This window comes from Spirosoma flavus, from assembly GCF_054778555.1.
Genome location: NZ_BAAGZL010000001.1, coordinates 1724113 through 1748509, shown reverse-complemented (window position 1 = coordinate 1748509; position 24397 = coordinate 1724113). Strand labels below are relative to the sequence as shown.

The 24397-nt window shown below is 41.9% G+C and carries 25 protein-coding genes; all 25 read left to right on the top strand.

What is annotated here, in order from left to right:
• Positions 1–9: 9 nt before the first annotated feature.
• Positions 10–819 (top strand): glycosyltransferase family 2 protein, encoded by an 810-nt coding sequence (locus ACYVF1_RS06790; RefSeq protein WP_461076879.1) that lies wholly within the window; start codon positions 10–12, stop codon positions 817–819.
• A 35-nt stretch (positions 820–854) separates the two neighbouring features.
• Complete coding sequence (locus ACYVF1_RS06785) at positions 855–1697, top strand: class I SAM-dependent methyltransferase (protein ID WP_461076877.1); 843 nt, start codon at positions 855–857, stop codon at positions 1695–1697.
• Between the two features lie 6 nt (positions 1698–1703).
• Complete coding sequence (locus ACYVF1_RS06780; protein WP_461076875.1) at positions 1704–2627, top strand: nucleotide-diphospho-sugar transferase; 924 nt, start codon at positions 1704–1706, stop codon at positions 2625–2627.
• Between the two features lie 30 nt (positions 2628–2657).
• Complete coding sequence (locus ACYVF1_RS06775) at positions 2658–3890, top strand: glycosyltransferase (protein WP_461076873.1); 1233 nt, start codon at positions 2658–2660, stop codon at positions 3888–3890.
• A gap of 23 nt (positions 3891–3913) precedes the next feature.
• Positions 3914–4630: a GNAT family N-acetyltransferase gene (locus tag ACYVF1_RS06770; RefSeq protein ID WP_461076871.1), complete on the top strand. Its 717-nt coding sequence runs from the start codon at positions 3914–3916 to the stop codon at positions 4628–4630.
• A complete protein-coding gene (gene rffA / locus ACYVF1_RS06765) occupies positions 4627–5799 on the top strand; it encodes a dTDP-4-amino-4,6-dideoxygalactose transaminase (protein ID WP_461076869.1) in 1173 nt (390 codons plus the stop codon). Before ACYVF1_RS06770 ends, rffA begins: the two co-directional genes overlap by 4 nt.
• Positions 5771–6574, top strand: coding sequence for a glycosyltransferase family 2 protein (locus ACYVF1_RS06760; protein ID WP_461076867.1), 804 nt, complete (start codon positions 5771–5773; stop codon positions 6572–6574). The genes rffA and ACYVF1_RS06760 overlap by 29 nt, the downstream gene beginning before the upstream one ends.
• A gap of 6 nt (positions 6575–6580) precedes the next feature.
• A complete protein-coding gene (locus ACYVF1_RS06755) occupies positions 6581–7345 on the top strand; it encodes a methyltransferase domain-containing protein (RefSeq protein ID WP_461076865.1) in 765 nt (254 codons plus the stop codon).
• Positions 7346–7352: 7 nt separating this feature from the next.
• Positions 7353–8390: a glycosyltransferase gene (locus tag ACYVF1_RS06750; protein WP_461076863.1), complete on the top strand. Its 1038-nt coding sequence runs from the start codon at positions 7353–7355 to the stop codon at positions 8388–8390.
• Between the two features lie 21 nt (positions 8391–8411).
• Complete coding sequence (locus tag ACYVF1_RS06745; protein ID WP_461076861.1) at positions 8412–9368, top strand: FkbM family methyltransferase; 957 nt, start codon at positions 8412–8414, stop codon at positions 9366–9368.
• A 23-nt stretch (positions 9369–9391) separates the two neighbouring features.
• On the top strand, positions 9392–10399 hold the full coding sequence (locus ACYVF1_RS06740) for a glycosyltransferase family 2 protein (RefSeq protein ID WP_461076859.1): 1008 nt from the start codon (positions 9392–9394) through the stop codon (positions 10397–10399).
• Positions 10390–11568, top strand: coding sequence for a non-hydrolyzing UDP-N-acetylglucosamine 2-epimerase (gene wecB, locus ACYVF1_RS06735; RefSeq protein ID WP_461076857.1), 1179 nt, complete (start codon positions 10390–10392; stop codon positions 11566–11568). Before ACYVF1_RS06740 ends, wecB (ACYVF1_RS06735) begins: the two co-directional genes overlap by 10 nt.
• Positions 11569–11612: 44 nt before the next feature.
• Positions 11613–12305 (top strand): glycosyltransferase family 32 protein, encoded by a 693-nt coding sequence (locus ACYVF1_RS06730; protein WP_461076855.1) that lies wholly within the window; start codon positions 11613–11615, stop codon positions 12303–12305.
• 10 nt (positions 12306–12315) lie between these two features.
• Complete coding sequence (locus ACYVF1_RS06725; RefSeq protein WP_461076853.1) at positions 12316–13731, top strand: glycosyltransferase family protein; 1416 nt, start codon at positions 12316–12318, stop codon at positions 13729–13731.
• A 6-nt stretch (positions 13732–13737) separates the two neighbouring features.
• On the top strand, positions 13738–14673 hold the full coding sequence (locus ACYVF1_RS06720) for a glycosyltransferase (RefSeq protein WP_461076851.1): 936 nt from the start codon (positions 13738–13740) through the stop codon (positions 14671–14673).
• Positions 14674–15300, top strand: a complete 627-nt coding sequence (gene hisH, locus ACYVF1_RS06715; RefSeq protein ID WP_461076849.1) for an imidazole glycerol phosphate synthase subunit HisH — start codon at positions 14674–14676, stop codon at positions 15298–15300.
• A 40-nt stretch (positions 15301–15340) separates the two neighbouring features.
• A complete protein-coding gene (locus ACYVF1_RS06710) occupies positions 15341–16108 on the top strand; it encodes an AglZ/HisF2 family acetamidino modification protein (protein WP_461076847.1) in 768 nt (255 codons plus the stop codon).
• Positions 16105–17262, top strand: coding sequence for an N-acetyl sugar amidotransferase (locus ACYVF1_RS06705; RefSeq protein WP_461076845.1), 1158 nt, complete (start codon positions 16105–16107; stop codon positions 17260–17262). Before ACYVF1_RS06710 ends, ACYVF1_RS06705 begins: the two co-directional genes overlap by 4 nt.
• Positions 17259–18332, top strand: a complete 1074-nt coding sequence (locus ACYVF1_RS06700) for a hypothetical protein (RefSeq protein WP_461076843.1) — start codon at positions 17259–17261, stop codon at positions 18330–18332. The genes ACYVF1_RS06705 and ACYVF1_RS06700 overlap by 4 nt, the downstream gene beginning before the upstream one ends.
• A 231-nt stretch (positions 18333–18563) precedes the next feature.
• A complete protein-coding gene (locus tag ACYVF1_RS06695) occupies positions 18564–19385 on the top strand; it encodes a lipid II:glycine glycyltransferase FemX (RefSeq protein WP_461076841.1) in 822 nt (273 codons plus the stop codon).
• 10 nt (positions 19386–19395) lie between these two features.
• Entirely contained in the window at positions 19396–20118 is a 723-nt protein-coding gene (locus ACYVF1_RS06690) for a class I SAM-dependent methyltransferase (protein ID WP_461076839.1), read from the top strand.
• A gap of 30 nt (positions 20119–20148) precedes the next feature.
• Positions 20149–21240 carry a DUF354 domain-containing protein gene (locus ACYVF1_RS06685; RefSeq protein ID WP_461076837.1) on the top strand — a complete coding sequence of 364 codons (1092 nt, stop codon included), beginning with the start codon at positions 20149–20151 and terminating at the stop codon, positions 21238–21240.
• 11 nt (positions 21241–21251) lie between these two features.
• The gene (locus ACYVF1_RS06680) at positions 21252–22010 is read left to right on the top strand and encodes a polysaccharide deacetylase family protein (RefSeq protein ID WP_461076835.1); all 759 of its coding nucleotides are present in this window, start codon (positions 21252–21254) and stop codon (positions 22008–22010) included.
• A gap of 16 nt (positions 22011–22026) precedes the next feature.
• Positions 22027–23169 (top strand): non-hydrolyzing UDP-N-acetylglucosamine 2-epimerase, encoded by a 1143-nt coding sequence (gene wecB, locus ACYVF1_RS06675; protein WP_461076833.1) that lies wholly within the window; start codon positions 22027–22029, stop codon positions 23167–23169.
• Positions 23170–23227: 58 nt separating this feature from the next.
• A complete protein-coding gene (locus tag ACYVF1_RS06670) occupies positions 23228–24364 on the top strand; it encodes an acyltransferase family protein (RefSeq protein WP_461076831.1) in 1137 nt (378 codons plus the stop codon).
• The last annotated feature ends 33 nt before the right edge of the window (positions 24365–24397 follow it).

Below are 24397 nucleotides of genomic sequence, written 5' to 3'. Positions count from 1 at the left end.
TTGGGCATTATGTCGAAAAAGCTTTCCATAATAACCATCAACTGGAACAATGCCAACGGTTTGCGCCAGACATTGGAAAGCGTTACGTCCCAGCTTACCAGTGATTGCGAATACATAGTGATTGACGGCAATTCCGACGATGGCAGTCAAGACGTAATACGCGAATACACTAGCCTGATAACATACTGGCAATCAGAACCGAAAGCGGGCATATACGCCGACATGAACAAAGGCATTGCCCAAGCTACTGGCGACTACTGTTTGTTTTTGAACGCCAGCGACTGGCTCGTTAGCGGGATTCTGCCGGAAGCCGTTAGCGAATGCACCGGCGAGGATGTCATTTATTTCAATACGTATTTAAGTTACGACAACAACCGGTTCGAGCCGCTGAGCTACTCCCCTACTCTGACCATGCGTAACTTTTTCAAAAGCACAATTGGTCATCAGTCTACACTGATTAAGAGATCGTTATTCGACCGTTTTGGTATGTACGATGAAACGCTACGTCTGCACGCGGATTACGCATTCTGGCTGAAATCCATCATCCTCGAGAACGCTACGTGCAAATACGTAAACAAGTTTCTGTCTTACTACGACATGGGCGGGCAAACGGCTAACGCGAACCCCTATACGCTTCAGGAAGTCAGCGCTGTATTGAGCCAAAGTCTTCCCAAACGCGTATTAGATGACTACGATTACTGGCACAAACGCGAGCGTGAATTGGAGATTCTGGTATGGTATAAGGACCAGAAAGTGCTCTACGGCGGGCTTGTATTTCTCTATAAGATTGTAAAAAATCTCCGCAGGCTAGTGGCCTGAATACTGGTAACAAGTTTGTTTCTGGCGTGAAAAAGATGCTGTTAAACGTTGGGTGCGGCCATAAATTCCACGAAGATTGGGTCAATATTGATATGGTTTCCAGCCATCCTGCTGTTATGGAGCACAATATCCTGAGCGGGCTTCCATTTCCATCGAACCAGTTTGACGTAGTATATCATTCGCAGGTGCTTGAACATATTCCCAAAGAAAAAGCTGATGATTTTCTAGCCGAATGTTTTCGCGTGTTAAAGCCCGGAGGTATCATCCGGGTTGTCCTTCCCGACCTCGAAAACATTGTGAACGAATATCAGAAATACATGAATTTGTGTGTTTCGGAGAGAACCGACGTAGCAGAAGCAAATTACGACTGGATTTTGCTCGAAATGTATGATCAAACGGTACGTAACAGGCCCGGTGGTCATATGGGAACCTATTTTGCGAAACCGGAGCTGCAAAACGAAACATATGTGTTGGAACGTAGCGGTTATATAGGTCAGGCGCTAAGGAACCACTATCAACAACGTACTGAAACCAACGTAGCACGTCCACGTCTTAAACGCACGTTTGAAAGAATTGTCCGGAACCTCAATTACAAAAAGATACGTAGCAGGCTCCTTTCGGCGGTTCTGACATCGGAAGAGCGGGAATCGATACGTCTGGGGCAGTTCCGAAACGGGGGTGAAATTCATTATTGGATGTATGACCGTTTCTCGTTGTCCAGGTTGCTGTTAAAAACTGGCTTCGAAAATCCTACCCAGAAAACGCCCTTTAAAAGCGACGTACCTGACTGGGCAAGCTACAATTTAGATGTAAAAGATGGCCAGGTTTTCGACCCTGCCGCTTTGTTTATCGAAGCCCGAAAACCAGTTGACAAGTAGTTTTTTATGCTCGCTACGCCCGTATTGCTGATTATTTTCAATCGCCCGGAGGCTGCCCAGAAATCATTCGCGCAAATCAGAAAGGTCAAACCTGATCAGTTATTCATCGCTGCCGACGGTCCACGACCCGATAAACCGGGAGACATTCGGAGCTGCGCTGCCAGCCGCGAAATCATCAATCAGATTGACTGGCCGTGCGACGTAAAAACGCTTTTTCGCGATCAGAACCGAGGATGCGGCCGTGGCCCAGCCGAAGCCATTACGTGGTTTTTTGAGCATGTAGAACAGGGCATTATTCTGGAAGATGACTGTCTTGCGCACGAAAGCTTTTTTTTATTCTGCGAGGAATTGCTTGATCGATATAAATCAGATACCAGCGTTTCCATGATCTGCGGTACGAATCCGGCCGTCGACTGGAAGTTTTCAACGGCCTCCTACCTATTCTCGCACATGGGTTTCAGTTGGGGATGGGCCACCTGGCGCCGGGCCTGGAACAACTTCGACTACGTAGCAAGCGGGTGGGCCACTGCCGCCGGGAAAGAACGGGTCAGAAAACACGTAACGAACGACGCGCTGTTCAATCATTTATCCCGCGAGTTCGACTATTATTTCAAAGAGGTACGTAACGACGTGTGGGATTTTCAGTGGTTTTTCGCACGATTGTATCACGGGAGTTATACCCTCGTGCCCACCGTTAACCTGATTGCCAACATTGGTTTCGACGAGCATTCGACGCACACCTTCGATGTCAATTCCAATTATGCTCATTTGCCGTTTTCAACATTAAAATGGCCTTTGAAACATCCGACATCAAAAAAAGCGGATACGTATTTCGACTGGTACGTGTTTGAACGGTTTTTCAATCCGGGAAAACGAAGCTTTGCCAAGAAAGCCGTTTTAAAATTAGTGAAGTCACTCACAACGAGTTAGTTAACATAGAAACGTAATTCTGAAACGGCTTTGACTATTTTAAATTTATCGGCGCTGGATTACGGAGGAGCCGGGAAATTCGCGGTTGATTTCAATGACCTTCTCCGTCAGGCGGGTTACGAATCCAATCTGGTCGTGATGGATCAAAAAACCGATTCGCCGAACGTACTGAAATACGCCGGAAGTCGACTCAGTAAGCCTTTCTCGAAACTCGCCCGAAAAGCTGCCAAATCGAAGTGGGAGCATGTTACGTTCAATTACGATTATTACTTCTACAATATTTACGAACGGTATTCGACCATATCGGCGAAGAAAATTCTGGACTCGCTTCCGGCAAAACCAGATGTCATTTTTATGCATTGGGTTACCGATTTTATCAACGCCCAACTAATGAACGAGTTGCACCAGCTAACTGGTGCGAAAATGTACTGGCTGATGATCGATAACGCGCCTTTAACGGGCGGCTGTCATTATCCGTGGTCGTGCGAGGGGTACAAATCCGATTGCAGTACGTGCCTGGCTATTTCATCGCCAGCAGATCAGTGGCTCGCCAGCGAAAACCTGAAATTAAAAATTCAATATTTACCCGCTACGTTAGGCGTGATGGCGTTTTCCAACAGCGATTACGAACGGGCGCGCCAATCGAGACTTTTCAACGACAAGCCCGTGGCAAAGCTGCTGGGCTACGTTAATGAAGATAAATTTGTACCGGGCGACAAAACGGCAGCAAAGTCATTTTTCGGTCTGCCCGCTGAGCATAAAGTTATTTTTTTCGGAGCGGCATCTCTCAAGGAACGACGAAAAGGAATGCAGTTACTCGTGAATGCCATCAACGGTTTGCAGTTCGACAACGTAACGCTGCTCATTGCCGGCAATTTCCCACTCACGTTTGAGGGAAAAAACATTAAACTCGCCGGGCATCTGAACGAAGCTGATCTGATCAAAGCGTATCAAGCGGCCGATTTGTTTGTTTGCCCATCCATTGAAGACTCAGGCCCAATTATGGTTAATCAGGCTATCATGTGTGGCACGCCTGTTGCTGCATTCAATACAGGCGTAGCGCAGGATCTGGTTATAACGGGCAAAACGGGGTATCTCGCCGAAATCAACGACTTCAACGATTTGGCAAAGGGCATTCTTTCCCTTATTCAGATGACCAACGACTGCTACGTTACAATGGCGCAGACTTGTCGCGAAATGGCCGTTTCGCTCTACGGGCGACGGTCGTTTCAGCAGCAAATTCATCAACTAATAGCCGCTTAATTTTGGTTAGTACGTTCGTTACCATGCCCTCGCTCGAATACCTGAAATGGGACAGTGATTTCTTCGGGAAAAAAATCGGCAGATGCGAGTTCCACACACCCGACGACGTAGTAACCGCAGTGAACGTATTGGCAGAAGCTCAAAAGCAGCAATATGAGTTGCTGTATCTGTTCACCCCTGAAAATCAGCTACTATCCGATACGGTTTGTAAGCGATTTAACGCCAGACTTGTCGATGTTCGAACTACGTACACGTACCAGATTGATCAGCCGTTCGCCAGCAATAACCCGAATATGTATACAGTTCACCCAGATGAAGACAGAAGCCAGCTATACGATCTGGCTTACCAGTGTGGTGAGTATTCGCGGTTCAAAGTCGATCCGTTTTTTTCAGAAGAAGCCTTTCAGCAACTGTATCGGAGTTGGGTTGATAAATCCATTGATTCGGTAATCGCCGACAAGGTATTTGCCTACAGGATTGACAAAAAAAACGTCGGGCTGATCACCGTAAAAATTTCTGAGGGCATAGCCCAGCCGGGGCTTGTAGCAACCGATTATACGAAACGAGGTGAGGGCATAGGCAAAGCTTACTTTCGGCACATGCTTAACTATCTGTACGCCAATAACGTAGCGCAGATGAATGTAAGTACGCAGCAGTCGAATCGGGCGGCTTGTCAATTTTATGAAAAACTAAACTGCCAGTTGTTGTCAAAGACCAACATTTACCACGTCTGGCTATGAACTCAATCGAAATTCCGTTCAACAAACCGTATCTCACCGGCAAGGAGACGCAATACATCATTGAGGCTGTCAATTCGGGAAAGATTTCTGGAAATGGGTTGTTTACGCAGCGATGCCAGCGTTTTCTGGAGAAGCGGTATGGCTTTCGCAAAGCCCTGCTGACTACCTCTTGCACCGACGCGCTTGAAATGGCGGCATTACTGGCTAACATTCAACCCGGCGACGAGGTCATTGTGCCGTCATACACCTTTGTTTCAACGGCTTTGCCTTTCATTCGCCAGGGAGCCAAGGTAGTTTTTGCCGATAGCAGTGCCAGCCAGCCCCATCTCGACGTCCGGTTGCTTGAAGCGCTGATTACGCCACGAACCAAAGCTATCGTGCCTGTTCATTATGCCGGTATATCCTGCGACATGGATAAGCTAATGCGGCTGGCGGAGAAATATAATCTGCTCGTTATTGAGGATGCGGCTCAGGCTATCGAGTCGTTTTATAAAGGTCGCGCTTTAGGTTCTATAGGTCATTTGGCGGCTTTTTCCTTTCACGAAACCAAAAACATTATCGCGGGCGAAGGCGGATTACTGGCCATAAATGACGAACGTTTTGTGCATCGATCAGAAATTATCTGGGAAAAAGGCACTAACCGAAGCGAGTTTTTCCGGGGTGAAGTCAATAAATATGGCTGGGTCGATGTGGGATCGTCCTTTCTTCCGTCTGAAGTTATTTCGGCGTTTTTGTATGCTCAGTTAGAAAACCTAGAGCAGATACAAAATCGTCGGATGGATTTGTGGAGCTATTATTACGAAGCGTTACGTCCGCTGGCCGAAAAAGGACATTTTCAGCTACCATTGATTCCCGATTACGCCAGCAACAATGCCCACATGTTGTACCTGGTGTGCAATTCGCTGGAAGATCGTAACCGGCTCATCGCTACGTTAAAAGAACAGGGCATATTGGCCGTTTTCCATTACCTCAGCCTTCATCAAAGCGACTATTACCAAGACAAACACGACGGCCGGGCACTACCTCACACCGACCGCTATTCGGACTGCCTTGTGAGGCTTCCTTTGTTCTACGAGCTAACGTATCAGCAAATTGATCAGATAGTTAGCATCCTGTATACGCTTTACGCTTACCCCCGCCATGCCAAAGCTGTCTATTATAACCATTAATTATAATAACGCCGAGGGGTTGCGAAAAACGATTGACAGCGTAGTGAATCAAACTTCGCCCGATTTCGAATACATTATCATTGACGGCGGCTCAACAGACGGAAGCGCCGAGCTAATCAGGCTGTATCAGGACAAACTTACGTATTGGGTAAGTGAGCCAGACCGAGGCATTTATCATGCCATGAATAAAGGGATACAGCAAGCCACCGGAGAATACTGCCAGTTTCTAAACTCAGGCGATTATCTGGTTAGCCCAGATGTAACCGAGCAAATGCTACGTGATTTACCAGATTGTAGCATTATATATGGCAATGAAGTACGGAAAATAAATGGGAAACGAGTTGTTGAACGCGGTTACAACGGTCGTCAGATTACGTTGCTGGATATGTATCGGTCAACGATCTCCCATTCATCGGCCTACATAAAACGCTCATTATTTGAACAATACGGCCTTTACGATGAATCGCTGAAGATCGTATCTGACTGGAAATTTTATCTGATAACTGTCGGCATGCACAATGAAAAAGTGATCTACCGAGATGTCGACGTAGCATTTTTCGACCTGACTGGCATCAGCAGCAGCAATAAAGAATTAGACCGGAAAGAACGTATTGAGGTGCTAAACAGTACGTTGCCGCACAGTATTTTACCAAACTACCAGGAATTTCACTTGGATGGTATAATTATAAGACGGTTGAAGCGAAATAGATTGGCTTGGTTTATGATACTGAATACATACAGGCTGCTATTTCGACTAGACAAACTCCGAGCCTGAGACAATATGAAGCAAGGAGTTATCAATTTTCTGGACAGTCTCGGATTTATTGTGTTCACGAAGAGGACGATACAATCCTACAATACATCACAATTGGAAAAATTCCATCCTTCGCTTGAAGGAAAAGGTGCTTTTCTGAAAGCTTGTAAAAATGGCGGATTACGTTCGAAACTCCTGGCAGAAAACAAAACCAGATGGCTGGAAATTGGCTGCGGTGGTACGTTCGATGAATATTTCACTTACGTCGATTTGTTTCCCGAAACGTTGATCGATAAAAAAGGAAGATATTATCGGCTAGATATGGTAAATGCATCTGAGTCGGCGCTGGAAAAACTCGGCAAATTCGACCTGATACGTATGCAGCACGTTTTTGAACACTTCAGCCCTGAAGCGGGACTCACAGTCTTAAAAAACTGTGCCAAACTGCTCAACAACGACGGCTATATCCTCATTTCAACACCCGATCTGAAAAAGTACGTCAACTTATACGCATCAGGTAAGATACGTGACGGTTTCGACTGGGCACTGGACCGGATTCCAAGCGATAGCCCCAACAGTTTCTATTTTTCCATATTCTCGCACAGTCTGCCAAACGAAAAACATGAGTGGTGTTATGATGCGGATGGCTTAATCTATCAGCTCGAACGCGCCGATATGTTCAAAAATATTCGCGAAGTAATGCTAGACGATGAATTCGCTAATATTCCATTTACCCACAACCGTCCTAACGAAGATGTTTGTGTAATTGGTCAAATGAAACGTATCAATTAAAACTAACGTGAAAGTATACATAGACCCTCATTCAAATATAGATTATACAGCCTATTATATTAAAGGCTTATATGATGTATTTGGAGAATCGAATGTTAATTTTTCGTATCGTTATTTCCGTAAATTAAAGCCAAGTAATGCTATAAAATTCATTATTTTCAACGATAATGTAGTTCATAAATACATCATCGATTGGAGCGACGATACTAGCATTGAACCATCAGATTACGCCTGGTGTGACGTATACGGAAAGATAAACTTTAATCCAGCTCAAACATCTGAACAGTATCATCAGAAGATAGCGAGTTTAGCGCCTAGTTTTGGCGTTAAAATATGGAGCAATCTAGATACCGGAATCTATGGTTTTCAGAATCTAGTTCGAATTCAAAGAAAATTAAGTAAGATTAAAAGTTTTTTGTCCAGTTACTATAAACAAAGCAGGCAGGTAGGAATCAGTAATTATAAACCCAATAAAAGCACGGACGATTATATCTACTCTGTTAATACTCTTTGGAGTAGCGATCAATGGATAAACAATGACGAAACAGTAAATTTGTACCGTGCAAACTTCATGAATGTTTGTAAGAATTTACCCGATATAAATTTTGAAGGTGGATTTATATACAGTAAGGTAAAAAATATGAATCCACGTTTTCAACGCTTTATTATTAACGAAAAATGGATTCCAAAGGGAACATATATCAATAAAATAAAAGCATCAATTTTGGTTTTCAATACACCAGCATGGGCGCTGTGTCACGGCTGGAAATTAGGTGAATATTTAGCCCTAGGAAAAGCAATTATTTCAACTCCAATAATAAATCAGTTACCTGAACCTTTAGTTCATGGAAAACATATTCACATTGTTTCTGGTAGCGAAGATGAAATACGTAATGCCATTGAATTAATAGTAAATGATACAGCATACAGGAAGTCTCTCGAACGAAATGCGCATGATTATTATCTAAAGTACGTATCACCTTCACAATCCATAAGAATTTTACTTCAAAAGTGCAAAGAGGAAGTGCTTCAGGGAGCTTATTAAAAATATATAGCTAAAAATTCTATGCTTCGTTCATTACTGAAAAATATTCTAAAAAAGGCCGGAGGACATATTAGCTCTCTGCTTGTATATAAAAAAATATACAAGTGGTACAATTTTATTTACGAGCGCAGTCCTTATTCATTTACGCATCTTGCCGGAAAATATATAGCACTACCGGATAGAAATAATGAATGGAAAATCCTTTTGGAAAATGGCAAGCAGCTAAACACGAACATTTTAGCAGGAAACGATAAAACCAGACAGTTTGCCGTATCGTACAAATGGCATTCACCTGAGTTAAATTTTACAGAATATTTATTAAATCAGTATTTTGACAAACGTGTACCCTGGATAGATATTGGCGCTAATCTGGGCATGCGATCATTACTATCATTAACAGAAGGGCGGCCGGTTTTTTTCGTTGAGCCTAACAAAGAGTTAAATACCTTAAATAGAGAGCGTTGTGAGCTAAATAATTTTTCAAATTATACTTTTTTCGAAGTTGGGGCTTCAGACAGAGAAGGGTACAGCAACTTTTACATTGATAACAGCTCCTATAACAGCACACTAAATACAAATCTCCTACAAGATCAGGACATTCTTAAAGAGGAGACTATACAAATTGCAACAATTGATAGCTTATTTCTTGATCTACTCCAACACGCAGAAACGGCCTGTATCAAAGTAGACGTCGAAGGTCACGAATTGCAGGTTTTAGAAGGGGCTAGATCATTTATAAAATCATTCAATCCAACAATGATTATAGAAGTGAATAACAGTTCAAATCATTTCCAAGATTTCAGAAAAATAGTTAGAGAGTATAACTATGAGTTGTTTGCTATAGTTAGTAAAAAGTCGGGCAAGTATTTTGAGAAAATATACAAGAATAATGAAAATAATTCTTACCCTGAGTCAAACGATTTCCTTGTAACAAAAGATATAGGCTTAATTAAAGTTCTGGAAAAATACATTATCTAGAATCAGCAGTTTATCAATAGAAAATGTTTTCAATAGTTATACCCTTATATAATAAAGCCGCTTATGTTGGCAAGGCTATTGAATCTGTTTTGAAGCAAACGTTTCAGAATTTTGAGTTGATTATTGTAGACGATGGTTCCGCTGACAATAGCCTTTATGAAGTTAATAAATACACTGACCCTCGCCTGAAAGTTATCCGTCAACTCAATGCTGGAGTATCATCTACAAGAAACAAAGGTGTTCAGTATGCACAGTTCAATTTCATTGCATTTCTCGATGCTGACGATTGGTGGAACAACTGTTTTCTGGAAGAAATGGCTAAACTAATTACCAATTATCCTGAAGCTAATTTATATGGCTCCAGTTATTACGTAGTAAAGCATGGTATCAACAAGAGGGCTGAAATTGGTCTAAGTTCTAACTTTGAAGCAGGTTACATTGATTATTTTAAAGTATATAGTCGTACGTTTTGGGTACCTATTAACTGCTCTTTTGTTGTATTATCGAAAACAGCTTTTGATCAAGTCGGTGGTTTCAATTCATCAATAAAATTCGGTGAAGATTTTGATCTATGGGTACGGATTGCTTTAAAAGGAAAAGTTGCCTACGTAAACAAAGCTTTAGCGTATTCCAATCAGGATGCGGATCCGCAATACCGAGCCCTCGGTAACAATAAATTCTGGAAAAAAGACGAGCATGTCACTTTCTATTTCAGCGCTTTACAGAAAAACCAACAAGATAATCATACACTAAATTACCTTCTAGATGGATTAAAAGTTCGGTCACTAGTTAATTATTATTTGAGGGGAGTATACAGGAATGAAGTTAGGTCTATTTTAAAAACTGTCAACTGGGAAAAGCAACCCTTTTTCTATAAATTTATTTACACATGGCCGAAATGGTTTGTTCAATTATTCTTTTCTGTAAAATTATACGGCTCAAAGGTTAAAAACTTCTCGCTAAGAAAATATTATAAATACAATGGGCAATTACCGGCGGCTCAAAAGAGATACGTAGCACAATGCGAGTAAAGATATTAGTAACATTTGGCACGCGGCCTGAGGGTATAAAGCTTGCTCCATTGATCAGGGAATTTTACCAACACCCTCATCTATTCGATGTGTCCGTATGCGTAACAGGACAGCATCGCGAAATGCTGGATCAGGTTTTAGATCTCTTTGACATCACGCCTGAACATGACCTGAATATCATGAGAAAAGGAAACGATCTGCATGATATTACGGCTCGTATTCTAGTAGAAATGAAACAGGTTTTTATAGTTTGTAAACCTGATGTTGTTTTCGTACATGGCGATACTGTTACGTCGTTAGCAGTGTCTCTGGCCGCTTTTTACCAACATATTCCTGTTGCTCACGTGGAGGCTGGTCTTCGCACAAACAATCGATTCAGCCCCTGGCCTGAAGAGATTAATCGTCAGTTAACCAGTCGGTTAGCTACGTTTCATCTAGCGCCTACCTATGAAGCTCGTCGCAATCTGCTGAACGAAAACATTGTCGATACGTCGATCATCGTAACGGGCAATACGGTTATCGACTCATTGCAATGCATAATCGATAAAATTGCCAATAGTCCAGGCATGGAACTTGCTATTACAGAGGAGATCCGACGTAACGGATATGACGTATTGAGACTAAACCATAAAAGGCGACTCGTACTGATAACTGGCCATCGAAGAGAAAATTTTGGAGAAGGTTTTTCTAATATTTGTCTGGCTATCAAAACTCTAGCTCTTCGGTATCCATATGTTGATTTTGTGTATCCTGTTCACTTAAATCCAGGTGTGCAGGAGCCCGTAAACCGTTTGCTTTCACCTTCAACTAGTAACAATCTATTTCTGACGGCACCGCTTGACTATCTATCGTTCGTGTATTTAATGAAGTCGGCTTACCTGATTTTAACGGATAGTGGTGGTATTCAGGAAGAAGCACCTAGCCTGGGCAAGCCGGTTTTAGTCATGCGTGATACGACTGAACGACCCGAAGCAGTCGATGCAGGCACGGTTAAACTAGTTGGCACAAATATGGATAGTATAGTAACAAACGTAAGTCTATTGCTTGACGATTGGGAAGTTTATGACAAGATGGCTACGGCGCATAATCCGTATGGAGATGGCAAAGCCTGTTCCAGAATCGTCAATTATTTTATTGAGAAAACCCAGCCCTACGTAGTAACAACCTGATGATTCCGAAAGTAATACATTACTGCTGGTTTGGCAGGGGCGCAATGCCAGCAATTACTCATAGCTGTATTGCATCCTGGAAGAAGTTTTTGCCCGATTATGAGCTACGTCTTTGGAACGAAGACACTTTCGACGTAAACAGTATTCCTTACGCAAAAGAGGCTTATGAAGCTCGAAAATTTGCCTTTGTGGCCGATTATGTCCGCCTGTATGCACTGTATACGTACGGCGGTATCTATATGGACTCGGATGTTGAAGTACTGAAAAATCTGGACGAATTTCTCCATCTTCCTGGTTTTTCAGGGTTTGAAAGCGCAGTCGATGTTCCAACGGGACTTATAGCTACTCAGCAGTACAATGAATGGGCTAAAGAACAACTAAACTATTACGAAACCAGACATTTCAAGTTACCAGATGGTACGTATGATACCACTACAAACGTAACGATTATCTCAACACAAATGGCAGCAAATGGCTTCCAGCTTAATAATACGTACCAGGTTTATAAGAATGCAATTCACATTTTTCCGCAAGATTATTTCTGCGCTAAATCCCGCACGGCAGTTATTACTATTACGGAAAATACGTATAGCATTCATCATTTTGCAGGTTCCTGGCAACCTGTGAGAATAAAGATAAAGAAATTCATTTTTCATAAAATTGTTGGCCCAAAACTCACAGATATTTTAGTGAAATTTAAACGAAAATATTATACGCCTTTATTCGCAAATAATTAACTAAAAACGAATGCTTAGCCTGAATGTCATACCCTTTTCTAAATTCTACACGAATAAGGCCATTGCTTTTTTCTTCATAGCATTAGCTATTTCTTTTGTAGTTTTTTTTAGAAAATTTTTAAGAGCTGAATGGATTGCATTTGGATTTATTGAGGTTGTAGGATTTTTCTATTTTGTCAATTTGCTATCAAATAAGTGGTCGACAATCCTGTTTCGATCATTTGAACGAAAATTACTATGGACCTCCTTCTGGATACGGATAGCTTGGGTATTTTTCAGCTATTTTTACTTTCTACATAATACAGGTAAACCCTTTGAGTATGAGACAGCTGATGCCTTAGGTTACCATAATGAAGCGTTCTGGCTAAGCTTTCTGCTAAGGTTTCACAAATTTGAGCGATACATTGAATACGTTGGTATAAATTATGCCGACATGGGTTACCCTTTTTACTTAGGTATGCTCTACTACGCTATTGGCGATAGCGTTTTACCTCCTCGAATTATTAAGGCTTTTTTAGGCGCTTATACCTGCGTTTTAGCGTATAAATTAGGGAGAAATAATTTTGGTGAAGCTGTTGGTCGATTAGCAGGAATAATGACCATGTTAGTACCCAATATGATTTACTATTGCGGACTGCACGTTAAAGAAACAGAAATGGTATTTTTATCGATTTGTTTCACTTACATGGCCGATAAAGTAATACGGGCAAACAAAGCACATTTCTGGGACATATTTTTACTTATTCTTACCATTACATCCTTATTCTTCTTCCGGACTGTTTTAGCTGGCTGTTTGCTGGGTTCAGTTGCCATAACAATTGTTTTTTCATCCGGTAGGATATCATCAATGAACAAACGAGTGCTGCTCACTATGTTATTGGCAGTCGGTGCGTATGTAATAACGTTAACCCCCCTGATGGATAACATAACTGAACATTTGGAAACGGGTACGTCGAATCTTACATCACAAATGAATAGTTATGCTACCCGAGGAGATGGTAACAATAAATTTGCCCGGTATGGGTCACGTAGCGTATTCCTACCGCTCATGCTTATGGCTCCGTTTCCGACATTTGTGGATACGCTTCAGCCTAATGCCATGATGATGGCCGGTTCCTATTTTACCCGAAATGTGTACGCGTTTTTTATAATAGTCAGTCTTTGGATGCTTTATAAGCGAAAGCAGTTAAGATATCACCTGCTTTTACTCTGCTGTACATTCTCGTATATATTCGTTTTAGCATCGAGTGGATTTGCTTTATCCGAACGATTTCACCTGCCGCTACTCCCCTATTTACTCATATTTGCGGCCCATGGCATTTCGCAGATGAATGCCAAGAGCAGGAAATATTACATGCCCTATCTGTTTTTCACCCTAGCCGTTGTCATCGGCTGGAACTGGTTTAAACTCGCGGGGCGCTCCTGATTGATTATGCGGATTTTGATTGTGTGCAGTGGTAATGCCCCGGCTTTTGATTTTAGGAAGCATCAGGCATTTATTTACGATCAGGTTGAAGCCTTAAAACAACTTGATCGTACGCTCACTTTCGATTTTTTCTTTATTAACGGAAAGGGCTTTACCGGCTATTTGGCTTGTCTAACCAAGCTAGTTGATAAACTTAAAAGTCAGGCGTATGATTGCATCCACGCACACGTAGCACTGTCGGGTATGCTTGCAAATCTGCAGCGTCGGGTGCCGGTCATTACTACGTTTCATGGATCCGATATTAATCTGCCCACTTCCAGACTTATAGCAGCTCTGGTGGATACGCTTAGCCGGAAAACGGTTTATATCAGCCCTCAGCTTGCCCGAAAAGCGCTTTTTGCCGGTAAAGAAAAGCAGGCTATAGTGCCCTGTGGCATCGATTTTGACTTATTTATTCCGAGATCAAAATCGAAAAGTCGACAACAATTAGGATTGAGTCAGCAAAAAAAATACGTCCTGTTTTCGGCCGGATTCAATGTGCCGATTAAGAATTACCCACTGGCGAAAGCAGCTGTTGAAATTCTTGACGACGATTCAGTTGAACTGCTCGAGCTAAAGAATTATACCCGCGAAGAAGTTGCGCTTTTGTTAACCGCCGTCGATGTAGCTTTAATGACTTCATTCTCTGAAGGTTCACCGCAGTTTGTGAAAGAAGCGCTGGCTTGTAATTGCCCGGTCGTATCTACAGCTGTGGGTGATGTACAGACAGTTATAAGTGACATCGTTGGTTGCTACGTTACGTCGTACGACCCGGTCGACGTAGCAGCAAAAATCCGCTGTGTTTTAGCCAGTAAGACTCCGATTTCGGCGAGAGAGCATGTTCGACGTTTTGATAACCGACTGATTGCTCAGCAGATACGTAGTATTTATCATCAAATCTGAATGCGCTCACAGAACGACATTGTGATTATTGATTACGGCATGGGCAACCTGCGTTCGGTGCAGAAGAAATTCGACCGACTGAATGCCCCGGTACGTATCACTTCCGATAGTCGGGACGTAGCACAGGCGCAAAAACTGGTTCTGCCCGGAGTAGGTCATTTTGCGACTGGTGTTAAAAACCTAAAAGAGTCGGGTATCTGGGACGTATTACAGCACAAAATTTTAGTGGAGCAAACACCCATTTTTGGCATATGTCTTGGTATGCAATTAATGGCCAGTTCCAGCGAAGAAGGCAACGTAGCAGGACTGGGCTGGTTCGACGCCGACGTAGTGCGGTTTCGGGTGAGTGATACGTTGGCGTACAAGGTTCCGCACATGGGATGGAATACCAGTAACCGCACTAAAAACTCGCGCTTGTTGACCAACGTACCGGACGACGCTCAATTTTATTTCGTGCATTCGTACCACATGGTTTGCCAGCATCCCGACGACGTACTGACAATGACTACGTATAATTATCCGTTTGTATCCGCTATTGAAAAAGGGAATATCTATGGTACTCAATTTCATCCCGAAAAAAGCCACGACTGGGGTGAACAGATGATTGCCAATTTTATTGCTCTATAAAATTTTAGTATTTGTTTAAAGGATTGCGTTTCAATTAAGTATGTTTCGCCCTCGCGTTATTCCGGTTCTTCTTTTAAAGAATAAAGGTCTGGTTAAGTCGGTCAAATTCAACGACTATACCTACATCGGAGAGCCGATTAACGCTGTCAAAATTTTTAACGATCTGAAGGCCGATGAGCTGATGCTGCTGGACATTCTGGCAACAAAAGAAAATCGCTGCATCGATCTAGATCTGATACGTACCATCGGTGATGAAGCCAACATGCCCTTTGCGATTGGGGGCGGCATACGCACACTTCAGCAGATCAAAGAACGTATCAATGCCGGGGCCGAAAAGGTAGTCATCAACTCATCCGCGGTAAAAGATCCCGGCTTTATCAAGGCCGCGTCCGATGAATTCGGGAGTTCGACCATTGTCGTTTCCATAGACGTCAAAAAGAAATTCTGGGGTAAACAACAAGTTTATACCCACAGCGGAAGCCAATCGACCGGTCTCGATCCGATACGTTGGGCTCAGCAAATGCAGGCCAACGGCGCCGGTGAATTGATTATTACCTCCATTGAACATGATGGCATGATGCAGGGATATGATTTGGGCCTTGTTCGAGCTATATCTTCCGCAGTCGATATTCCGGTAGTAGCAGCCGGCGGAGCCGGAAGTTTACCCGATCTAAAAGCGGCTATTCACAAAGCACATGCTTCTGCCGTAGCCGCTGGTTCTTTGTTTGTGTACCATGGGTCCAGAAAAGCGGTATTGGTCAACTATCCCCAACGTAGTGAACTACTTAACTTGTTTAATCAGGCATGAGAATATGCGCTAAAGGCGTGTGGGATGAGACAATTCCAGGCATTACGTTCGACGAGCATGGAGTCTCGAATTTCTGCAAGCTTCAGGAAACGATGATGGCCAACTATCCCAGAGGGGAAAAAGGATTGGCCGATTGGCAGAAACTTGTTGGAGCCATTAAGAAAGTTGGTCAGCATAAACCCTACGATTGCCTGATTGGCGTTAGTGGGGGCGTCGATAGCTCTTACCTGCTTCATCTAGCTGTTCAGTATGGCCTTCGTCCGCTGGCGGTTAACCTCGACAATGGCTTCAATAGTGAGATTGCCGTACAGAATATTTATAAGGTTACATCAAAACTGAATATTGATCTGGAGACCTACGTAATCAATTACGAAGAAATCCAGGATCTGCTACGTGCCTACATGAAAGCCGGAATGCCCTGGATTGATACACCTACTGATCTGGCAATCAAGGCAACAATGTACCACGTAGCGCAGCAGGAGGGTATTCAGTACATACTTCGTGGAAACGATTTTCGCTCGGAGGGCAAACAACCCAAGGAGTGGACATATGCCGATGATCGTCAGTTGCTGCATATTCATCAGAAGTTTGGCTCAGCTATCCCGCTGAAAACGTACCCGTTGCTGACCCTGCCCAAGATGATTTACTCCGGGATTTTAAAAGGCATTAAAGATATTCGCCCTTACTACTATCTGGAGTATAAAAAACAGGCAGCCAAGCAGTTAATGGTCGAATTATACGACTGGAAAGATTATGGAGGCCATCATCACGAAAACCTATTCACTAAATTTTCGATGGCTTACTGGCTGCCTAAGAAGTTTGGCATCGACAAACGTAAAATCAACCTATCGGCCCAGGTTCTGAGCAATGCGATTACTCGCGAAGAAGCGCTCAACCAGTTAAATCAGCCCTTTGCTCCCGAAAGCGAACTTGAGCAAATGCGAGCCTATATCCAGAAAAAACTGGCTCTGTCGGACGAGGAGTTTGATAAAATATGGGCTGCGCCTACAAAAAATACGTTCGATTATCCATCTAACTATGAACTAACACTCAAATTATCAAGCCGTTTTAAGCCACTAATAAAGCGGCTTTATGGCTTTACGCCCATGACAATTACGGCGAATCAGGTACTGGATACAAAAACTAAAAAATGAAATTTCTATTTTATTTCGGCCATCCAGCCCAATACCTGGCCTTGCGTGAAACCATGCTACGTCTTTCGCAGAAGCATGGAATAACGATTCTAATTAAAACCAAAGATGTACTGGAGGACTTGCTGAAGAATGACGGCCTTCCCTATACGAACGTACTGCCCAAAGAACGAGGAGCTTCCAGATTGGCGATACTGCTGAGTTTGTTCAAGCGAATGGTCATTATTTTTCCGATTATCCTGAAAAAGAAGCCAGACGTTCTGATTGGCACGGATGCTGCTTTAGCTCAATTGGGTAAACTAATGAACATCCACCGGATCACGATTCTGGAAGACGATTACGACGTTATAAAAAACCTAGCTGATTTAACTTTCCCGTTTACACAGACGATACTATGCCCTGATGTGTGTAACGTTGGAAGCTGGCAATCTAAAAAAGTCGGATATAAAGGGTATATGAAACTTGGCTACCTACATCCTAATGTTTTTACGCCCAGCAAAACGGTTTTAGCTAAATACCACATTCCTAAGGAGTACATAATGATCCGCTTGTCGCGGTTAGCGGCCCACCATGATATTGGCGTGCGCGGTCTGGACGAAAATTTGCTCGATAAAATTATTCAATCTGCAAAAAAAAGAAACTATGACGTATTGATTACCGCCGAAGGAGTCATTGCCGGTAAATACAATCCTTATCAGTTACAGATTGCCCCAGGTGATATACATCATGTTTTGGCAAATGCCAAATTGCTTATTTCTGATAGCCAGAGCATGAGTGTTGAGGCCTCGATGTTAGGTATTCCGTCCATTCGGTACAGCAGTCTGGTCAATAAAATATCGGTACTCAGCGAGCTTGAAACCAAATACAATTTAACAGTTGGCATACAAATTGGAGAAACAGAGCGACTGCTGTCAACCATTGACGAACTCCTGTCTACTCCAGATTTATACGATCGCTTTCAACGAAAACGTCAGAAAATGCTAGATGATAAAATCGATGTCACCAGTTTTTGGGTTGATTTTTTTGAAAACTATCCCGTTAGTAGACATAATCGAATTAATACAGCAGTATAGTACAATTAACGTAGTAACAGAATGTACGATTACCACGTATTAAGCCAACTAAGCAATAACGACGAAAAAGAGATTAATCTATTTTTAGAATCCTACGGCGAATTCGGGTATTTTCAATCGCCTGATTTTTTTCTTGTCTGCCAATCAACTAAAAATTTATTACCCTTTTATATAATCGCTAAAGATCATGAAAATATTGTTGGGATTTTATTATTCTACCGGCAGATATTCATGAACGTATCGATTCTGGACGTAGTGACAAGTCGAAGCGTAATAGCTGGTGGACCTGTCGCCAAAAATAATGCTAAGGAAATCATCAATGGTTTATTAGAAAAGCATAAAAAACTAAACGCAAAAATTTTGTACTCTCAGGTTCGAAATTTGCATGATACGTTAGAATATAAAGAAGCCTTTCAACGTAACAAATTTACGTATGAAGAGCATTTGAATTTTATTATCGACTTACGTAAAAGTGAGGATTTATTGTGGAAAGAGATATATTCCAAACGACGTAACGAAATCCGACGCTCCTTAAACGAAGGATGTAGCGTACATCTCGAAACATCACTCGAATCGTTGAACGCGGCTTATTCCATTTTAAAAGAAGTTTACCAGAGAGCCCGGCTTCCCCTACCCGATTTCTCCCATTTCAGCGCGCTACACAAACAAGCAAACGAGAGGGCTGGCCTTCGATTATTCGTTGCAAAATGGGAGGGCACAATAATCGGTTGTATGCTTTGCCTGGTTCATAATGGTACGTTATATGACTACTACGCAGGCGCTTACAGCAATTACTACAATAAATATCCAAATGATTTATTGCCTTGGGAAATCATGAAATGGGCCAAAAATCATGGACTTACTCACTTTGATTTCGGTGGTGCGGGTAAGCCCGATGTTCAGTATGGAGTGAGGGAATACAAGAAAAAATTTGGCGGCCAACTGGTGAATTACGGTCGATATGAACGTATCGAACTCCCGGTTCTCTACACAGTTGCGAGTGTTGGTTTCAGGCTGATACGTACTTTAGGGAACGTATCGTTTATGCGCTAACTAAAAAAATATGCAACAAATTACGATTGAAGACCTGTCTAATTCGAGTTACTCATGGGATTATTTATATTCTAATGCGTACAACAATCGTACTGGCCGGTACAAATCAAAAACACAATTAAATTTTATTATAAAACATCTAAATCGCAAGCCTTTACGTATACTCGATGTAGCAGGCGGTTCAGGGCGTTTTGCGATCCCCTTACTCAATTATTCCAGTGACATTACAGTGGTTGATATTAATCAGAATGCAATTGATATTTTAAAATCCCGAAACGAAAAGATATCTGCTATTTGCACTGATTTTATGAAGGCTGAATTTAATAAAACTTACTCATCGATTGTATGCATTGAAGCCTTGTGTTATTTCCCAAATATTCAGGAGGTTATTTCAAAAATGAATAAACTTCTCGACGATAATGGAAATATTATTTTCACCTATACAAATACGGATAGCTGGCGTTATTGGCTACGAAAATTGAAAGCACTGGCCGGTGGCGAAAGTTCGTATTACGACGTCAATCTGACTGAATTAAAAAAAATACTCAACGATTGCCAATTTGAAATCGAAGCCGTGGAGGGTATGAATTGGATTCCTTTGCCGCTTACATCTAATAATATTTTAGTCGATTTTTTTGTATTTCTTGAGCAGAAACTTAATCTCAAAAATTGGCAATCGCAAAGTCCCTGGTTACTGATTTCTGCTAAAAAGATTGGTACTGTTCATTCGTAATTAAACAACAGAAAGTAACACACTTCATTCATGAAGCGAATACTGGTCGATATTAACCATCCGGCGCATGTCCATCTCTTTAAACACTTTATCCAAGAAGTGCAAAGTGCTGGCCATGAAGTTGTTGTGACGGCAAAAAATATTGACTCAGTGACTGATCTGCTACGTCTTTATCAGATAAAATTCATAAATATCGGTAATCGTAAAGACCATATTTTGCTCAAGTATCTTTATGAATTTATCCATTTTATAAAAGTTCTCTGGTTGGTACGTAGCCAAAAATTTGACTACGGCGTTGGCGTTTCGCTGGTGTTACCGCTTGTATCTAAATTAACACCGATGAAGTCATTCGTGCTCGATGACGATGACTTAAACGCTGCACCAATTTCGGGGAAATTCATTTCGTATGCGGATGTGATCCTCAACCCTGACGCGTTGGCGCATGAGAAACGAGGACGTCAGCAACTATGCTACCCAAGCTACCATGAACTGGCTTATTTACACCCGAACCGATTCGTTCCCGACCCAGCGGTGTTAAATGAAGCAGAAATTCAGAAGGGTGAAACTTTTTTCGTGCTACGTTTCAATGCGTTTAAAGCGCATCATGATGCAGGGATGCGTGGTTTTTCACTCGCTCAAAAGCTTGAACTGGTAAAGCTGCTCAGCGCCTTTGGGCGAGTTTTCGTTACGTCGGAACGTAGCACTGAACCGGAACTGCAACAGTATCGATTGCCTGTTTCGGCCGAAAAAATACATTCGCTTTTATACTTTGCTACGTTGTTTATTGGTGATAGTCAGACCATGACTACCGAAGCAGCTTTATTAGGAACGCCCGCCCTGAAAATGAATTCGTTTGCTGGTAAGCTCTCTATTCCAAATGAGTTGGAGTACCAATACCGGCTATGTTATTCGTTTTCTCCGGACGAATTCGGTACAATGATTGCGAAAATCAAAGAATTACTGATGGGAAGTGACGTAAAGGAAAGATGGGCGCATCGTAAAGCAGTCATGTTAAACGAAAAAATTGATTTGACCACTTTTTTGGTCCAGTTAATACTCCATTATCCGAAAAGCATGGCCACTAATAAGTTTGTTGTTTCGGCCAATGAATCATCGCTGTAGTAATACCCGACATGAAAACGGATTTTACTATATCGATGTATATCAACCTCTTAAATAAGCTTGAAGAAGCGGGCTATAACTTCTATACGTTCGAAAAATTCCTAGTTACGAATCCGTCAAGGAGTGTTATTCTGCGGCATGATGTTGACTCAAAACCAGAACGTTCGCTGGAATTTGCCAAGATTCAGCATGGTAGAGGCATTACAGGTGTTTATTATTTCAGAGCTAACCAGTCAAGCTGGAGTGAACAGGTGATTCGGGAAATCGCCAATATGGGGCATGAAATTGGTTACCATTATGAATGCCTGACTACCTGTAAGGGAAACCTTTCGCTGGCCATTAAAGATTTCGATCGAAACCTGACAGCGTTACGTCAGCTCGCACCCGTATCGACCATCTGCATGCATGGAAGCCCTCTGTCAAAATATGATTCCAGAGACTTATGGCGCGTCTATTCATACCGCGACTTTGGCATTATTGGCGAACCTTATTTTGACCTCGACTTCAGCAAAGTAGCCTACCTTACTGACACCGGTCGCCGTTGGAATGGGAGCAAAGTGAGCGTTCGCGACAAAGTGGAAACCTCACTACCCTACTCATTTAAAAGCACTTGTAACATAATTGCTACGTTGGCCGCGAACGAGCTTCCTGAACAGGTTATGTTCACGTTTCATCCGCAGCGGTGGCATTCCAATCCTTTTTACTGGGCCAGTGAACTCGCCCTGCAAAGCGTGAAGAACGTAGTGAAGCGCTATTTCTACGTAGAATAAACTTTGAATTTGAGTGATGATAAAACTTCTTACCCTGATTGGCGCCCGACCACAAATCATTAAGGCATCGGCACTAAGCAGAGCGATACGTTCAAATTTTTCAGAGCAAATCGCAGAAGTTATTGTGCATACAGGCCAGCACTACGACGAGAATATGTCGGCCGTCTTTTTTGACGAATTGGCCATTCCAGCGCCCACTTATAATCTTCGGGTTGGTTCCGGAAAACATGGCGAGCAAACCGCCAAAATGATCACTGAGGTCGAGTCGATTCTTGACCGAGAGCAACCCGATTTTCTGATTCTGTACGGCGATACCAATTCAACGCTAGCAGGCGCCATTGCGGCTTCTAAACAACACGTACCTATTGTCCACATCGAAGCTGGTTTACGTTCTTACAACAAGAAAATGCCGGAAGAAGTCAATCGAATCTTAACTGATCACGTATCGACTTATTTATTTCCTCCTACGCAGACAGGCATTGACAATCTGCAAAAAGAAGGTTTTTCGCTGAGTAATAAGCCTCCTTACACAATAGATAATCCTGGCATATTTAATGTTGGCGACATTACGTATGATAACAGCCTGTATTTCCGCAACGTAGCAGCTTCCAGAACGGATATTACAGACCGGCTTCAGCTTCAACAGGAACCTTATGCGTTAGTTACCATTCACCGAAATGCAAATACTGATGATGCTACGCGGCTCAACGCCATTTTCGATACGTTGCTGACCATCGCAACTACGTATTCGACTCGATTAATTATACCGCTGCATCCACGCACCGCCAAGCAAATGGCCGCTTTGCTGACGGAAAATTTGTATAAATCTATTTACGCCAATCCTAAAATTATCTTCCTGCCGCCGGTATCATTTTTGGAAATGATAACGCTGGAACAACAGGCAAAGCTGGTTATAACCGATTCGGGTGGCGTACAGAAAGAAGCGTATTATTACCAAAAACCTTGCATTGTACTACGTTCGGAAACGGAGTGGGTAGAAATCGTAGAAAATGGAGCAGCCTTTTTATGTGATGCCAATCCAAGTCTAATTTTTGAGGCTTATAATGCGATTATAAAGTCAAACAACATTCGATTCAAACAAATATATGGTGATGGAAAAACAGCCGAGGAAATTCTGAATATTTTATTAGCCAATTAATTAAAATCAGCTGCTTTATCTTTCGTAAGCTTAAACAATATTATAATTCACCAATACAATGGTTAAGAAATTAGAATACATTGATGCCTTGAGAGGCATCGCGATGATTGGCGTTTTACTAAACCATTTCAGACCATATGGTGAATTCAACCCAAACCCGACAACGTTAGAAACTATTGCTATAAATAATGGGCAAGGATGTATTCAGTTGTTATATATGATAAGTGCATTTACGCTATTCGTTTCGTATAATATAAGAAGAGAGTCGGAGAAAAATTATGTTAGGAATTTCTTTATTAGACGATTTTTCAGGATTGCACCACTCTATTATTTTGCGTGTATTTATTATCTTATTCAACACAGTCTTACTTTAACAAATACAGAGATCATAAGTAAACAATCAATAATTGCTAATTTTCTTTTACTTCACGGTTTTAATCCCTATTGGATTCATGCCATCGTGCCTGTAGGATGGTCTGTTGGAATAGAAGTGCAGTTTTATTTCGTTTTGCCCTTTTTAGTAAGGAAGATAAAGAATCTGAATCGAGCCGTTATCTTTCTCTTCTGTGCAATACTGTTAAACACGCTTCTGAATATCATCTTAGCAAAAACACAACTACTTGCAGGTGACCTTCCTCGCGAAACATTTGCTCAATTTTGGCTTCCCAACCAATTGCCCGCTTTCGCATCTGGTATAGTTCTATATTACCTAATCACAACACCTAAGCCTGAGTGGAATGTTAATCCATTAATTTTTGGTATTGCAGCTTTAGCAGTATTTGTAGATTTGACCTCTGAAAAAAAACTATTATATTCTGAATTTACGATTTACTCGCTTAGTCTTATTGCAATTGTTTATCTAATAGCTCAGCGAAACTATAAGTTAGTTACCAATTCAGCTACGCAAATGATTGGAAAGATAAACTATGGAATCTATTTATTTCATTACCCTGTATTAGGGTTGATGCTCAAATTTGACATGGTGAATAAAATAGAATCATTTTTCCACTATTCGTCAGCTTTAGGGTATATATTTTCATTGGCCATATTTTTATTATTAAATATTATATTCTCTTATGCGCTTCATCATATCATTGAAATTCCATTCCAGAAATTCGGTTCTCGTATCATTAAAAAATTACAAAAAAGTAAATCTATACCCACTGTGTTACAGCCAGATGTTATGACTACTTAATTATATAGCTTTTAAATTTTAATAGCCTAGTAT

Bases quoted from the DNA above. Each gene is read 5' to 3' on its own strand.
- ACYVF1_RS06790 (WP_461076879.1), top strand. From the start codon at position 10: ATGTCGAAAAAGCTTTCCATAATAACCATCAACTGGAACAATGCCAAC.
- ACYVF1_RS06785 (WP_461076877.1), top strand. From the start codon at position 855: ATGCTGTTAAACGTTGGGTGCGGCCATAAATTCCACGAAGATTGGGTC.
- ACYVF1_RS06780 (WP_461076875.1), top strand. From the start codon at position 1,704: ATGCTCGCTACGCCCGTATTGCTGATTATTTTCAATCGCCCGGAGGCT.
- ACYVF1_RS06770 (WP_461076871.1), top strand. From the start codon at position 3,914: ATGCCCTCGCTCGAATACCTGAAATGGGACAGTGATTTCTTCGGGAAA.
- rffA (WP_461076869.1), top strand. From the start codon at position 4,627: ATGAACTCAATCGAAATTCCGTTCAACAAACCGTATCTCACCGGCAAG.
- ACYVF1_RS06760 (WP_461076867.1), top strand. From the start codon at position 5,771: ATGCCAAAGCTGTCTATTATAACCATTAATTATAATAACGCCGAGGGG.
- ACYVF1_RS06755 (WP_461076865.1), top strand. From the start codon at position 6,581: ATGAAGCAAGGAGTTATCAATTTTCTGGACAGTCTCGGATTTATTGTG.
- ACYVF1_RS06745 (WP_461076861.1), top strand. From the start codon at position 8,412: ATGCTTCGTTCATTACTGAAAAATATTCTAAAAAAGGCCGGAGGACAT.
- ACYVF1_RS06740 (WP_461076859.1), top strand. From the start codon at position 9,392: ATGTTTTCAATAGTTATACCCTTATATAATAAAGCCGCTTATGTTGGC.
- wecB (WP_461076857.1), top strand. From the start codon at position 10,390: ATGCGAGTAAAGATATTAGTAACATTTGGCACGCGGCCTGAGGGTATA.
- ACYVF1_RS06730 (WP_461076855.1), top strand. From the start codon at position 11,613: ATGCCAGCAATTACTCATAGCTGTATTGCATCCTGGAAGAAGTTTTTG.
- ACYVF1_RS06725 (WP_461076853.1), top strand. From the start codon at position 12,316: ATGCTTAGCCTGAATGTCATACCCTTTTCTAAATTCTACACGAATAAG.
- ACYVF1_RS06720 (WP_461076851.1), top strand. From the start codon at position 13,738: ATGCGGATTTTGATTGTGTGCAGTGGTAATGCCCCGGCTTTTGATTTT.
- hisH (WP_461076849.1), top strand. From the start codon at position 14,674: ATGCGCTCACAGAACGACATTGTGATTATTGATTACGGCATGGGCAAC.
- ACYVF1_RS06710 (WP_461076847.1), top strand. From the start codon at position 15,341: ATGTTTCGCCCTCGCGTTATTCCGGTTCTTCTTTTAAAGAATAAAGGT.
- ACYVF1_RS06705 (WP_461076845.1), top strand. From the start codon at position 16,105: ATGAGAATATGCGCTAAAGGCGTGTGGGATGAGACAATTCCAGGCATT.
- ACYVF1_RS06700 (WP_461076843.1), top strand. From the start codon at position 17,259: ATGAAATTTCTATTTTATTTCGGCCATCCAGCCCAATACCTGGCCTTG.
- ACYVF1_RS06695 (WP_461076841.1), top strand. From the start codon at position 18,564: ATGAACGTATCGATTCTGGACGTAGTGACAAGTCGAAGCGTAATAGCT.
- ACYVF1_RS06690 (WP_461076839.1), top strand. From the start codon at position 19,396: ATGCAACAAATTACGATTGAAGACCTGTCTAATTCGAGTTACTCATGG.
- ACYVF1_RS06685 (WP_461076837.1), top strand. From the start codon at position 20,149: ATGAAGCGAATACTGGTCGATATTAACCATCCGGCGCATGTCCATCTC.
- ACYVF1_RS06680 (WP_461076835.1), top strand. From the start codon at position 21,252: ATGAAAACGGATTTTACTATATCGATGTATATCAACCTCTTAAATAAG.
- wecB (WP_461076833.1), top strand. From the start codon at position 22,027: ATGATAAAACTTCTTACCCTGATTGGCGCCCGACCACAAATCATTAAG.
- ACYVF1_RS06670 (WP_461076831.1), top strand. From the start codon at position 23,228: ATGGTTAAGAAATTAGAATACATTGATGCCTTGAGAGGCATCGCGATG.